The following is a 12,883-nucleotide window of genomic DNA, read 5'->3' on the forward strand; positions in this document are numbered from 1 at the left end:
GCCGATCTCGTCCGGCGCCATGTGGTGGATGCATAGCTGCAGGTCGCGACGATGTTGTCGGAGCGCCCGGGGCTGCCGTGGCGGCTTGACTTCCGGCTATGCGGACTGGGTATGGCTCGCGCTGAAAAGCGCATTTGATCGCTATGGGCACGGCGGTCAGATTGGAACGCATGACGGCACAGCACGGGCTCTGGACGCGCAACTTCGTCGACGGGCAGTTCGTCGAACCCGACACCGATCGGGGTTTCGAGCAGGTCGAACCGGCGACGGGGCGGCTGATCGCCCGCGTGCACGAGGCGGATGCCGCGCTCGTCGATCGCGCGGTCCAGGCCGCTCGCCGGGCCCTGGCCAACGGTTGGGCGGACACCGCGGTGCGCGAGCGGGCCGCGCTGCTGCGCCGCGCCGCCGACCGGATCGAGGAACGGTTCGAGGAGTTCGTCGCCGCGGAAGTCGCCGACACCGGCAAGCCCGTCACGCAGGCGCGAGAACTGGACGTCGCACGCGCGTTGACCAACTTCCGGACCTTCGCCGACGTGGTGGCCGCGGCGGGACTGGAATCCTTCCTCACCGATCTGGCGGGCGGCAGGCAGGCGCTCAACTACGCGGTGCGCAAGCCGCTGGGCGTGGTTGCGGTGATCGTGCCGTGGAACTTGCCGCTGTTGCTGCTGACCTGGAAGGTCGCGCCGGCGCTGGCGTGCGGCAACGCGGTCGTGGTCAAGCCGAGCGAGGAGACCCCTGCCACGGCGACGCTGCTGGCCGAGGTCCTCGCCGAGGTCGGACTGCCGCCGGGCGTCTACAACGTGGTGCACGGCTTCGGCCAGGACTCCGCCGGCGAGCACCTCGTCACGCACCCCGGCATCGATGGCGTGACCTTCACCGGATCATCGGCTACCGGTTCGCACGTGATGAAGGCGGTTGCGCCGCGGGTGCGTCCGGTGTCCTTCGAACTCGGCGGGAAGAACGCCGCGATCGTGTTCGACGACGCCGATCTCGACGAGGCGTTGACCGGGTTGACCAAGTCGGTGTTCACCAACACCGGTCAGGTTTGCCTGTGCACCGAACGGGTTTACGTCCAGCGAGGCGTTTTCGACGACATCGCGGCCGGACTGGTCGAGCGCGCCCGAGGGCTGCGGCTGGGACCACCGGAGGACCCGCAGACCACCACCGGCCCGTTGATCTCGCATGCGCACCGCAAGAAGGTGCTCGACTACTTCGCACTGGCCGAACAGGACGGCGCCACCGTGCTCACCGGCGGAGGGGTGCCCGCGCTCGGCACCGAACTCGGTGGGGGATCGTGGATCGAGCCGACCATCTGGACCGGGCTGACCAATGCCCATCGTCCCGTGCGGGAGGAGATCTTCGGCCCGGTGGCCGCGCTGATTCCCTTCGGCACCGAGGAGGAAGCGATCGCGCTGGCCAACGACACCGATTACGGTCTCGCGGCTTCGGTGTGGACGAACGACCTGCGCCGTGGACATCGGGTCGCGCAACGGATGGACGTCGGCATGTCCTGGGTCAACACCTGGTTCCTGCGCGATCTCCGGTCGCCCTTCGGCGGTGTCGGCCTCTCCGGCATCGGCCGCGAAGGTGGCGAATCCTCCCTCCACTTCTACACCGAACCGACGAATGTGTGCGTGCAGCTATGACAGTTCTCCATGCCGTGATCGACAACCGGATCGACGCGGCCGCAACGCGGTTGATCGCCGCGGCCGAAACTCGAACCCCGTGTTCACCGGTCCGCGACCTGGTCGGCGACACCGATGTCGACGCCGCCTACCAGGTGCAGCGCCGGGTGGTCGATGCCAAGGTCGACGCCGGTGCCCGGGTGGTAGGGGCCAAGATCGGTCTCACGGCCGCGGCCGTGCAGCAGCAGTTCGGCGTGTTCCAGCCGGACTTCGGCGTGCTGCTCGACGACATGGTGTTCGCCCACGCGCAGCCGTTGCCGAGAAGTCGTTTCCTCCAGCCACGAGCGGAGGGGGAGATCGCCTTCGTCCTCGGTCGGGGAATCGATTTTCCCGGCGCGACCGTCGCGGACGTGCTGCGGGCGACCGAATTCGTGCTTCCCGCGATCGAGATCGTGGACTCGCGGATCGCGAACTGGGACCTGACCATCACCGACACCGTGGCCGACAACGCGTCGAGTGGAGCCGTCGTGCTCGGGACCACGCCTTTTCCGTTGCTGGGCAAGGACCTGTCGCAGGTGGGCATGACGCTTGAGCGCGAAGGGGAGCCGGTCTCGTTCGGTGCCGGACACGCCTGCCTCGGTTCGCCGGTCGTGGCCGTGGCATGGCTGGCCCGCGAGCTGGTCCGGCGAGAACAGCCGCTGCGCGCGGGCGATGTGGTCATGTCCGGCGCGATCGGCCCCATGGTGCCGATCGACGAGCCGGGGCGGTTCCGGCTGAAGCTGGACGGGCTGGGCGAGGTCGAGGCCGTGATCGAAGAGGCAGGCGAATGAGCATCGACGCCGGCAGCATCCCGGTGGCCGTCATCGGATCCGGCAACATCGGAACGGATCTGATGTTCAAGGTCGTGCGGGTTTCCGAGACGTTGCGCATGGGCGCGATGGTGGGGATCGATCCGAAGTCGGACGGACTGGCCCGCGCCGGGCGCCTCAAGATCGCGACCACGCATCGTGGCATCGACGGACTGGTCGAACTGCCGGAGTTCGCCGACATCAAGGTGATCTTCGACGCCACCTCGGCCAAGGCGCATGTGCGCAACGCGGAGATCGCCCGCGAGCACGGGAAGCTGATGGTCGACCTGACCCCGGCCGCCCATGGCCCGTTCGTGGTGCCCCCGGTGAACCTCGACGAGCACCTGGACGCTCCGGACGTCAACATGGTCACCTGCGGTGGCCAGGCCACCATCCCGATCGTCGCGGCGATCGCCAGGGTCGCGCCGGTCGCCTACGGCGAGATCGTCGCGTCGATCTCCTCGAAGTCGGCAGGACCGGGTACCCGCGCCAACATCGATGAGTTCACCGAAACGACCAGCGAAGCCATCAGACTGGTCGGCGGTGCGGAGGTCGGCAAGGCCATCATCGTGCTGAACCCGGCCGACCCGCCGATCGTCATGCGCGACACGGTGTTCTGCCTCGTCGAGGGAGTCGATGCAGGGCTCGACGAGGACGAGATCGCCGCCTCGGTGCGACGAATGGTCGAGTCCGTGCGGGAGTACGTGCCCGGGTACCGGCTCAAGCAGGAAGTGCAGTTCGACGCGGTCGACACCTTCGTCCCCGCCCTCGGGCGAACGGTCACCGGGGTCAAGGTCTCGGTCTTCCTCGAAGTGCTCGGGGCCGGCCACTACCTGCCCGACTACGCCGGGAACCTCGACATCATGACCTCCGCTGCGCTTCGCACCGCGGAGCGGATCGCCGAACTCCGAGGATGGGTGCGCCCATGAAGATCTACGTGCAAGACGTGACCCTGCGCGACGGGATGCACGCCATGGGGCACATGTACACCGTCGACCAGGTCCGGGAGGTCGTCCGCGCGTTGGACGCCGCAGGGGTCGCGGCCATCGAGGTGGCGCACGGCGACGGCCTCGGCGGATCGAGTGCGAACTACGGATTCGGTGCGCACACCGACGAGCGGTGGATCGAGGCGGCGGCAGAGGCCGTCGAGAATGCGACGCTGACCACCTTGCTGCTGCCCGGAATCGGAACCATCGAGCACCTGCGCAGGGCGCACGCGCTGGGTGTCCGCAGCGTTCGGGTGGCAACGCACTGCACCGAGGCTGACGTCAGCGCGCAACACATCGCGTGGGCGCGGGAGCACGGCATGGACGTGTCCGGCTTCCTGATGATGAGCCACCTCAATTCGCCCGGCAAGCTCGCCGAACAAGCGTCGCTGATGGAGTCCTACGGCGCGCATTGCGTGTACGTCACCGACTCCGGCGGACGGCTGACCATGTCCGACGTCGCCGAGCGGATCGACGCATACCGTGAGATTCTCGATGACCGCACGGAAATCGGCATTCACGCGCACGAGAACCTCTCGCTCTCGGTCGCCAACAGCGTGACCGCGGTCGAACACGGCGCCTACCGGGTCGACGTCGCCCTGGCCGGGCAAGGAGCCGGTGCCGGGAACTGCCCGGCGGAGGCGTTCGTGGCGGTCGCCGACCTGCTGGGCTGGGAACACGGCTGCGATCTGTTCGCGCTGCAGGACGCAGCGGACGACATCATCCGGCCGTTGCGGAACCGACCCGTGCAGGTGGACCGCGAAACGCTCACCTTGGGATATGCCGGTGTTTATTCGAGTTTCCTGCTGCACGCCGAGCGGGCGGCCAGGCGCTACGGGCTCGACGCCAGGGAGATCCTGCTCGAGGCCGGCAGACGACACATGGTCGGCGGCCAGGAGGACATGATCGTCGACATCGCGCTCGATCTCGCCGCGCGGCGCGACGCGGCAGCAGCGGGGAGCAACGAATGATCTCTGCCGAGAAGGTCGAGGCACTGGCCGACCGACTGCACGCCGCGGAGGCGAACCGCCAGGACACGCCGAGTCTCGCGGACGACCACGAGTTCGGCATCGAGGAGGCCTACGCGATCCAGGCCGCGCTGATCGCCCGCCGGGAGTCGCGAGGTGAACGAGTCGTCGGAGTGAAGCTCGGTTTCACCAGCAAGGCCAAGATGGCTCAGATGGGCGTCTCCGACGTGATCGTGGGCAGGCTCACCGATGCCATGCGCATCGCGGACGGCGCCGACGTCGACCTATCCCGCTTCATTCACCCGAAGATCGAGCCCGAGATCGCCTACCGGCTGAGCCGCGACGTCGACGTGGACGACCCGACGACGGAGATCGAGTCCTGTGTGGACGCGCTCGCCCCCGCACTGGAGATCATCGATTCCCGCTACCGGGATTTCCGGTTCACCTACACCGACGTGGTCGCCGACAACACCTCGGCCTCGGCTTGTGCGGTGGGGCCCTGGCGTCCGCTCGAAGACGTGTCGAACCGCGCCGTGAAACTGCGGGTGGGGAACACCGAGGTGGTCGGATCGACCGCTGCCGTTCTCGGGAACCCCGTCCGCGCGTTGCACGCCTTGCTGGATGTGTGCCGCCGTCGCCGGATCCCGCTGAGGGCAGGACAGGTCGTGCTCGCCGGGGCGGCGACCGCGGCAGCAACGCTCACGCCGGGAGTCGCGGAATGCCGGGTTGCGGGAATCGGATCGGTATCGGTGAAGGGACGAGCATGAACACCGCACGCGTTGTCGAAGGACGTGCCAGACCGCGGGGGCGGTTTCCGCACGTGAAGGTCGTCGGGGACCTGATCTTCGTCTCCGGCACGAGCTCCAGGCGACCGGACAACACGTTCGCCGGCGTCGAGGTGGACGAATTCGGCACGACCAACCTGGACATCCGCGAGCAGACGAGAGCCGTGATCGAGAACATCCGCGAGATCCTGCGCGACGTCGGTGCGGACCTGTCCGATATCGCGCAGATCACCACGTTCCTGGTCTCCATGAACGACTTCGGCGGATACAACGAGGTTTACGGCGAGTACTTCGACGAGCAGGGCCCCACCCGCACGACGGTGGCCGTGCACCAATTGCCGCACCCGCACCTGCTGATCGAGATCCAGGCCATCGCACACCGGAAGCAATGAAGGTTTCCAGCCTCGATTCGCGTGGCGGTGCGGGTGGCGGAACCTCAGAGGCTCCCTGGTCTGTGGGTGCCCCTCCTGATGTATGTCCAATACACGGCGGAGGGGCCGTCCTCGCAAGGGAACCCCGGAGGGGTGGGCACCGTGAACCCGCGGCGGTGCCAGTGTCGTAGGTGGGCTATGCGCCTGCGGCGCATGCGACACCCCATCGACGTGCAGCTTTGCGACCCGCGACTGCGGGCCGACCAGGATTAAAAACGCTCAATGAGGAGAGATCGCTATGACGAGCCTGCCGCGGACCATCAACTTCCAAGAGTGGATCAAAGAGCACGAACACCTGCTCAAGCCGCCGGTGAACAACCGCACGATGGCGCTCGGAAAGGACTTCATCGTTCAGATCGTCGGCGGCCCGAACCAGCGGACGGATTACCACTTCGACCCGTACGAGGAATGGTTCTTCCAGGTCAAGGGCGACATGCACGTCGATGTCATGACCGAGGACGGGAAGGAGACGGTGCACATCCGGGAGGGCGAGACCTGGCTGCTTCCCGGAAACGTCCCGCACTCGCCGCAGCGGCCCGACCCGGACTCGATCGGACTGGTCATCGAACGGGTTCGAGAGGAAGGAACGCTCGAACGCTTCCAGTGGTACTGCCTCGAATGTGACTCGTTGCTCCACGAGATCGAGTTGCAGGTCCGGGACATCGTCGAGGACCTGCCTCCGGTGTTCGCCGAGTTCTACGCCGACGAGACGGCGCGGACCTGCCGGAAGTGCGGCGCGCTGCACCCGGGTAAGGGCTGATCGTGGACGGCATCATCGATGTGCACAGCCACTACGTCCCGAACGGGTGGCCGGATCTGACGACCGAAGCCGGCCCGGGTGCGCCATGGCTGAAGGTCGAATCGGAGTCCGAAGCGGTGATCATGGTGGGGACCGAGGAGTTCCGCCGGATCCGGTCCGACTGCTGGGATGCCGGGAGGAGGCTGGCCGACATGGACGCCGACGGCGTGCAGGCGCAAGTGGTCTCTCCGACCCCGGCGTTCTTCAACTACGGCCGCACCGGTGCGCAAGCCGCGAAGATCTCCCGCATCTTCAACGACCTGGCCCTGGACATCGTCGCGCCCGCGCCTGACCGGCTCATCCCGTTCTGCCAAGTTCCTCTGCAGGACACCGACGCGGCCTGCAGGGAACTGGAACGCTCCGTGGCGAACGGGCACCGCGGCGTCGAGATCGGCAACCACGTCGGAGATCTCGACCTGGACAGCGAAGGCGTCGTCACGTTCCTGCAGCACTGCGCCTCGTTGAACGTTCCAGTTTTCGTGCACCCGTGGGACATGGCCAGCTCGCCGCGGCTGGACCGCTGGATGGCGCAATGGCTCACGGGAATGCCCGCCGAGACGCACCTGTCCATCCTCGCGTTGATCCTCGGCGGCGTCTTCGACAGGATCGACGACAGCCTGAAGATCTGCTTCGCGCACGGCGGCGGGTCCTTCGCGTTCTGGCTCGGCCGGATGGAGAACGCCTGGCACGGCCGCAACGACATCATCGGCACGTCGGAATTCCCGCCGACGCACTACCTGGACCGGTTCTCCGTCGATTCGGTGGTGTTCGACGAGCGCGCGCTCCGGTTGCTGGTCGACACGCTGGGCACGGACGGGGTCATGGTGGGCAGCGACTACCCGTACCCACTGGGCGAGCGCCCGGTGGGGGACGTCGTGCGCAAGAGCGCGTTCCTCGACGACGCGGCGCGGGAACAGATCGTCAGGCAGAACGCCGAGCGATTCCTCGGGATTTCCTAGCCGAGCCGGTGTTCGGGGGGATTCCCGCGGACACTCGCGATACCAGTTCCCCGCCGAACCGTCCATACTGGACAAATGCCTGCTGTGGGATCAAATTCCCAACGTGGATCGTTGACGCAATCGCAGGGGTGGGGCCTACTTGTCGGCCATGGTCGCCGACACGCTCCGCAGCTCCGTCACCAACGCGAGGCCGGACGGGTTCAGCCGCCGTCCGGCCGAGAGGGTGATCCCCACGCTGTGGCCGACGTGCTCCAGCGTGACCGGCAGGGTGGTCAGCCGCATGTCGTCGCGCGGGATCAGCGTCGGCAGGGCCGCGATGACATCGGTTTCGAGCAGCAGGTGGCGCACGGTGAGGAACGAGGTGCACTCGACGCGGTTCTCCGGCAGGGGCACGCCGTGCCTGGTGAAGAACTCCTCCAGTTCGCGGCGCAGGGCCGTCTCGACTCCCGGCAGGATCCACGGGTAGTCCAACAGCTCGCCCAGGCCCGGCTCGCGCTTGGCGGTGAGCGGGTGCTCCGCGCGGACGACGAGTTGGACCGACTCGTGGTAGAGCGGCGTGCGGGTCACCGATTCGCTGCTCGGCGCGGTCAGGCGCCCGATTATCAGGTCGATCCGCCCGGCTTCGAGCTCGATCAGCAGGCTCTCCGGGGTGCCCTCCCGCACCACGACGGTGAGCAGCGGCCGTTCTGCTTTCAGCCTGGCGATCGCCGCTGGCAGCAGCACGTTCGATCCGGCCAGATGGGTGCCGACGACCACCGTGCCCCGGGATGCGTCGGCGAGCTCACCGACGTGGCGGCTGGCCTGGGTGAGTTGGGCGAGCACAGCGCGGGCGTGCTCGGTGAACGCCTCGCCGTACACGGTCGGCGTCACGCCCCGCGGGCCCCGCTCGTAGAGCTGCACCCCGAGGATCTCCTCGAGTTCGTGCAGACTCCTGGTCGCCACCGGTTGCGTAACGTGCAGAGCTGCCGCCGCACCCACCACGCTCCGCTGCTTGCTCAGAGCGTCCATGAGGACGAGGTGTCGAAGCTTGAGCCGGCCGTCGAGGAGTCGGGGCAAATCCATCAGAAGTCCTACCGGAGGCAGCGGGATCGGTGGCGGCGCCGCCTGCCGCGCAATGCCCGGAGTCGACGAATGCGTCGACTATGTATGCCTGAAAGGCTATGCGTCAAGGCTTCTGTCGCGGCTCAGGGGCCCCAACCGGTTGAGTCGTTCTTGAGTTCGTGCCCGCCGGTACACGCCCAGTCCGGAGCCGTGCTCGGTGCCGCGCCTGGCGAATTGGGGACGGATTCCCTTGGTGCGTACGAGCTTTGCGGTGCTTGTCGTAGTAGCAGGCGCGGTGGCCGGTCATCTCGGCCTGCAAGCCCCGTTCGAGCACGGCGTTGACCGGGCAGGAAACCGCGTTGCCCGGTCAACGCCAACCCAATTCGTCCTCTTTGGACATCATATCGCGAAGTGGACCAGCCTCGACCGTCTCGTTGACCGTCTGCTGCGCTGACGATGGCTGCGTGGGCGCAGCCGGCCCGAACAGGCTGTCATCCGGAAGCTGTGAATCTGGGTGCGCGCCGGCGTTCGAATGGCTTCTCGACATATCGTCGGCTCAGTGCTGCGATGGTGATCGTCGGTGCGATGGCGAGCAGGCCGCCGATGCCGGGGAGATAGGCGCGAAGCCACAGAGTTATCGGGTAGTCCCAGAGGTAGGCGCCGTAGGAGATGGTCCCGAGCCACACGAGTGCACGCGACGGCCACGCCCGGACGTGGGTCCAGGTTCGCCACGCGATCACGAGCACCGCTGTGAGCATGGCGATGGCGGGGCCTGCGACGAGGTAGGTGAGCGCGTGTCCGCGCAACGGGACCACGCTCAGCACCGCCAGCCCTGCCAGCGCCGCGGGTGCCGTCCATGTCGGCGCGATGAGCCGGTACCGCGATTGCAGCACCCGGGTGGCGCCGCCGATCACGAAGCAGACCGCCCAGCTGGTCGGCAGCGAATAGGCGAGGTCGGGGGCATGGCGGAACCACACGACGGTGGCGACCAGCGCCGAGACCGTCCCCAGGGCGGCCACCACCAGCCCGCGTCGCGGGGCGAGCACCAGCAACAGCGCTGGCCAGACGAGGTAGAACTGTTCCTCGGTGGCCAGGGTCCACAGGTGGAATGTTGCGTCGCTGGCGTGTCCGAACGGCAGGTTTCCGGTCCAGGTCAGCGCGAACAGCACGGTGCGGCCAAGCTCGCTCCGATCGCCCAATGGGTCGAACACCAAGGTCACCACGGCGATCACGGCGACCAGCGCGACCATCGCGGGGACGACTCGCCGCGAGCGGCGAAGGTAGAACTGCCGCAAGTCGATCCGCCCGGTGCGTGCGTGTTCGTCGACCAGTAGGCCGGTGATGAGGTAGCCGCTGAGCGCGAAGAACATCACCACCCCGACCACGCCCGCACCCGTGAACAGGTCGGGCAGTGCGTGCCGCAGCATCACCAGCCCGACGGCGATCCCGCGCACCAGGTCGAGCCCGGCGATCCGGCCGGCAACGGCGGGTCGAACATGCCGCTGGGGTCGGTGACCACCGTGATAGGCGCCGGGCGCGGCACGATGGTGGTCGATGGGGCGGTGCGGGCCAAGCGGGTGCCGGTACGGCGGATCGTGTGGGGGGTGGGCGGGTGGCTCAGCCATGGACACCGGCCGCGTCGCGGACCAGCAGATCGACAAGCTCCGGGTAGGACATGCCGGCGGCGGCGAACATCTTGGGTGCCTGCGACTGCTCGGTGAACCCCGGCATCGTGTTGACCTCGTTGAGCACCGGACCGCCAGCGGTGAGGAAGAAGTCGACTCGGCCCAGGCCGCGGCAGCCGAGCGCGTCGTACATCACGACGGCGGCGTCCTCGAGCGCCGTGCGGTCGGTCTCGGCCAGTTCCGCGGGAACGCGGAAGTCGGCCACCGTGGTTCGATGGCCCCGGACGTCCGCCCCGTCCCACCAGGAGGTCAGGTGAGTGCCACCCGTGCCGGCTGGCGTGTCTGGATCCCCAAGGGGGCAGCAGCGCTGGTCGTGCTGATCGCCGGGGCCGTCGAGGCACTGATCAGTGCCCACTACGACATGTTCCCCAACCGCGGCACGATCGTCCCCATCGTCGTCGGCACCACGGTGGCGCCGGAGTGCGCATTCAGCCGCCGTTGACACGGTCATGTGGTGCGAGCCAGGGCACCGCGGTTGATGTCCAGGTCAGCGAGTTCCCGCAGGTGTGAGCGCCTCGCGCGTCGTGGGTCGTGGGTCGCCGGATTCCGGCGTACCGCTGCAAGAGGTGCAGGTGGTCTGGAGACGCTGGTGGGGACGGAAAGTCGTTCGGGGTGGAACCGTCACGCTAAGGTACGGGTGGAGGCCCCGTGACGAGAATCGGAGTACCTGGTGGCTGATAGCGCTGACATCGACTACACCGCACCGTCATCGCCGCGGATCTGGAACTACTGGCAGGGCGGCAAGGACTACTACGCCGTCGACCGGGCTGCGGGGGATGAGTGGATTGCTCTCCAGCCGGAGATCGTGCAGATTGCCAAGGAATCCCGGCAGTTCTTGATGAGGGCGGTGCACTATCTGGCGGCCGAGGCCGGTGTCCGTCAGTTCCTCGATATCGGTACCGGCCTGCCGACTCTGCAGAACACCCACGAGGTGGCCCAGGCGGCCGCACCGGAGTCGAGGATCGTCTACGTCGACAATGACCCGCTGGTGCTGTCGCACGCCCGAGCGTTGATGACGAACACCAGCGACGAGGGCGTGACCGCCTATGTCGACGCTGACTATCACGAGCCCGAGGTGATCATTGCGGATGCCCGGTCCACGCTGAACTTCACACAGCCGATCGCGGTGATGTTCATGGGCGTGCTCGGGCATGTCCCCGAGTACGAGGAGGCGTTGTCGATTACGCGCCGGGTGATGGCGGCGGTTCCGTCCGGCAGCTACTTGGTGTTGTGGGAGAACACCAACCTCAGCGAGACGGCGCGCAAAGCCGCTGAGGAGTACGCGAAGAGCGGCGCGATCCCGTACCGGCTGTGTTCGGTGGAGCAGGTGACCACGTTCTTCGACGGGCTGGAGCTGGTCAGCCCTGGTCTGACCCCGATCAACCAGTGGCGGCCGGGCGCTGACCAGACAGGCGCGGGAGAGCCGTTGGATGCCTACTGCGCGGTAGGTCGTAAGCCGTAGTGGCGTGGTCCTGCCTGCCGGGGAGCTGATCGTTTCCTGGCGGCAGGGGCTTTCTCCGAAGCGTTGACGGCTCCGCGGCGGAGCGTCGGGACGGCTCGTCAGACGAGGTCGTCGAACTCGTAGACCAGTGCTGGACCCTCGGGTAGCGCGAGTTTCTGACGGCGATGCCGCCGTCGACCAACGGTGCCAATTCAACGCAGTTGCCCACCGCTCCGCTGTGGCGGCTCCATCACCAGGCCGCACATCATCTCCTGCGTCCCCGCGATGTGCGGACACATGCCGTTAAGAAAAGCGGTTCAGCGCGGCTTTCAAAGTCTTGCGGGTGTCTTCTGGAGTGAGAGCGTCGGAGGTGAGGCGGTGCAGAGCGGCGCTGTAGACCTCAACGTCCTCGGACTTGTCGAGATAGAGGGCGCCGCAGAGATGCTCCAGGTAGACGATGTCGGGAATTTCCGGCTGAGCGAAACGCAACAGGGTGAAGGGGCCCTCCGCGCCGGAGCGACCGACGTCGAACGGCAGGACCTGCAGCGAAACCGCGGACATGGTAGTCGCCTCGAGCAGGTGCTCGATCTGTTCCCGGAGCACTTCCCGGCCGCCGATCGGCCGGTACAGCACGGACTCGTCGATGACCGCCCACAGCCGCGGCGGCTCCGGCCGCGTGAACAGCTTCTGGCGCTGCAAACGCAGCCGTACTCGCCGGGCCACCTCGTCGTCCGGGAAATCCGGACGGCCCTGCGTGGCGACCGCACGGGCGTACTTCTCGGTCTGCAGCAGCCCAGGCACGAACTGAATCTCGAAGGTCTGAATGCGGGAGGCCGACTCCTCCAGACCGACGTAGTCCTGGAACCACGACGGCATCAGGTCGTTGAAGCGGTGCCACCAGCCCGGCTCGTTGGACCGGCGCACCATGTCGAGGAAGGACTCGCGCTCAGCAGCGGCCGCGACGCCGTAGAGGGTCAGCAAGTCGGCGACGTCGCGTTCCTTGAAACCAACCCGGCCCAGCTCCAGCCGGCTGATCTTCGATCCGGAACCGCGGATGGCGTATCCGGCGTCCTCCCGGGAAATCCCTTTTGCCTCGCGCAACCTGCGCAGCTGGTTACCCAGCACAAGCCGCCGAGCGGTGGGGCCGCCCTCCGTGGCACTGTCCTCGGCCACGCGAGACCTCCTCCACAACGGACTACTCCGCCAACATGGTAACCAACGCCCGCAGCTGACAGCCTTATTCATCATAGCTGGCGTAGCCGGCGGAGCATGCCGCGCACGAAGACCAGGGCCAACGGTGGCGGTGGCCGCGGGG

The 12,883-nt window shown here is 67.3% G+C and carries 14 protein-coding genes and 1 pseudogene; 10 read left to right on the forward strand and 5 right to left on the reverse strand.

Going from position 1 to position 12,883, the window contains the following annotated elements:
* Window positions 1-170 precede the first annotated feature (170 nt).
* The 8 genes from AB0H93_RS31525 (at window position 171) to AB0H93_RS31560 (ending at window position 7,401) form a co-directional block, all read left to right on the forward strand.
* Window positions 171-1,646 (forward strand): 2-hydroxymuconic semialdehyde dehydrogenase, encoded by a 1,476-nt coding sequence (locus tag AB0H93_RS31525; protein WP_358577443.1) that lies wholly within the window; start codon window positions 171-173, stop codon window positions 1,644-1,646.
* Entirely contained in the window at window positions 1,643-2,455 is an 813-nt protein-coding gene (locus AB0H93_RS31530; RefSeq protein ID WP_358577445.1) for a fumarylacetoacetate hydrolase family protein, read from the forward strand. The genes AB0H93_RS31525 and AB0H93_RS31530 overlap by 4 nt, the downstream gene beginning before the upstream one ends.
* Window positions 2,452-3,402 carry an acetaldehyde dehydrogenase (acetylating) gene (locus tag AB0H93_RS31535; protein ID WP_358577448.1) on the forward strand — a complete coding sequence of 317 codons (951 nt, stop codon included), beginning with the start codon at window positions 2,452-2,454 and terminating at the stop codon, window positions 3,400-3,402. The genes AB0H93_RS31530 and AB0H93_RS31535 overlap by 4 nt, the downstream gene beginning before the upstream one ends.
* Window positions 3,399-4,430, forward strand: coding sequence for a 4-hydroxy-2-oxovalerate aldolase (gene dmpG / locus AB0H93_RS31540; RefSeq protein WP_358577450.1), 1,032 nt, complete (start codon window positions 3,399-3,401; stop codon window positions 4,428-4,430). The genes AB0H93_RS31535 and dmpG overlap by 4 nt, the downstream gene beginning before the upstream one ends.
* The gene (locus AB0H93_RS31545) at window positions 4,427-5,194 is read left to right on the forward strand and encodes a fumarylacetoacetate hydrolase family protein (protein ID WP_358577453.1); all 768 of its coding nucleotides are present in this window, start codon (window positions 4,427-4,429) and stop codon (window positions 5,192-5,194) included. The genes dmpG and AB0H93_RS31545 overlap by 4 nt, the downstream gene beginning before the upstream one ends.
* Window positions 5,191-5,604, forward strand: coding sequence for a RidA family protein (locus tag AB0H93_RS31550; protein ID WP_358577455.1), 414 nt, complete (start codon window positions 5,191-5,193; stop codon window positions 5,602-5,604). Before AB0H93_RS31545 ends, AB0H93_RS31550 begins: the two co-directional genes overlap by 4 nt.
* A gap of 277 nt (window positions 5,605-5,881) precedes the next feature.
* Window positions 5,882-6,403 (forward strand): 3-hydroxyanthranilate 3,4-dioxygenase, encoded by a 522-nt coding sequence (locus tag AB0H93_RS31555; RefSeq protein ID WP_358577458.1) that lies wholly within the window; start codon window positions 5,882-5,884, stop codon window positions 6,401-6,403.
* Window positions 6,404-6,405: 2 nt separating this feature from the next.
* Complete coding sequence (locus tag AB0H93_RS31560) at window positions 6,406-7,401, forward strand: amidohydrolase family protein (protein ID WP_358577461.1); 996 nt, start codon at window positions 6,406-6,408, stop codon at window positions 7,399-7,401.
* A gap of 135 nt (window positions 7,402-7,536) precedes the next feature.
* Here AB0H93_RS31560 and AB0H93_RS31565 read toward each other — a convergent pair whose 3' ends face one another.
* From AB0H93_RS31565 to AB0H93_RS31575, 3 genes are all read right to left on the reverse strand, one after another.
* Window positions 7,537-8,463 (reverse strand): LysR substrate-binding domain-containing protein, encoded by a 927-nt coding sequence (locus AB0H93_RS31565; protein ID WP_358577463.1) that lies wholly within the window; start codon window positions 8,461-8,463, stop codon window positions 7,537-7,539.
* Between the two features lie 470 nt (window positions 8,464-8,933).
* Window positions 8,934-10,067, reverse strand: coding sequence for an acyltransferase (locus AB0H93_RS31570; RefSeq protein WP_358577466.1), 1,134 nt, complete (start codon window positions 10,065-10,067; stop codon window positions 8,934-8,936).
* Window positions 10,060-10,332, reverse strand: coding sequence for a hypothetical protein (locus AB0H93_RS31575; protein ID WP_358577468.1), 273 nt, complete (start codon window positions 10,330-10,332; stop codon window positions 10,060-10,062). Before AB0H93_RS31575 ends, AB0H93_RS31570 begins: the two co-directional genes overlap by 8 nt.
* Before the next feature lie 48 nt (window positions 10,333-10,380).
* Between AB0H93_RS31575 and AB0H93_RS31580 the strand changes: the two genes are divergently transcribed.
* Together AB0H93_RS31580 and AB0H93_RS31585 are read left to right on the forward strand one after the other, a co-directional pair.
* Window positions 10,381-10,569, forward strand: a complete 189-nt coding sequence (locus AB0H93_RS31580) for a hypothetical protein (protein WP_358577470.1) — start codon at window positions 10,381-10,383, stop codon at window positions 10,567-10,569.
* A 228-nt stretch (window positions 10,570-10,797) separates the two neighbouring features.
* Window positions 10,798-11,589 (forward strand): SAM-dependent methyltransferase, encoded by a 792-nt coding sequence (locus AB0H93_RS31585; protein WP_358577472.1) that lies wholly within the window; start codon window positions 10,798-10,800, stop codon window positions 11,587-11,589.
* Window positions 11,590-11,708: 119 nt separating this feature from the next.
* Here AB0H93_RS31585 and AB0H93_RS31590 read toward each other — a convergent pair.
* A pseudogene (locus tag AB0H93_RS31590) lies at window positions 11,709-11,797 on the reverse strand (DUF397 domain-containing protein); the annotation flags it as partial.
* Between the two features lie 74 nt (window positions 11,798-11,871).
* Window positions 11,872-12,741 (reverse strand): helix-turn-helix transcriptional regulator, encoded by an 870-nt coding sequence (locus AB0H93_RS31595; RefSeq protein WP_358577474.1) that lies wholly within the window; start codon window positions 12,739-12,741, stop codon window positions 11,872-11,874.
* Window positions 12,742-12,883 lie beyond the last annotated feature (142 nt).

Origin of the sequence: Saccharopolyspora sp. NPDC050642 (genome assembly GCF_040654735.1) — a bacterium.
GTDB lineage: Bacteria > Actinomycetota > Actinomycetes > Mycobacteriales > Pseudonocardiaceae > Saccharopolyspora > Saccharopolyspora elongata.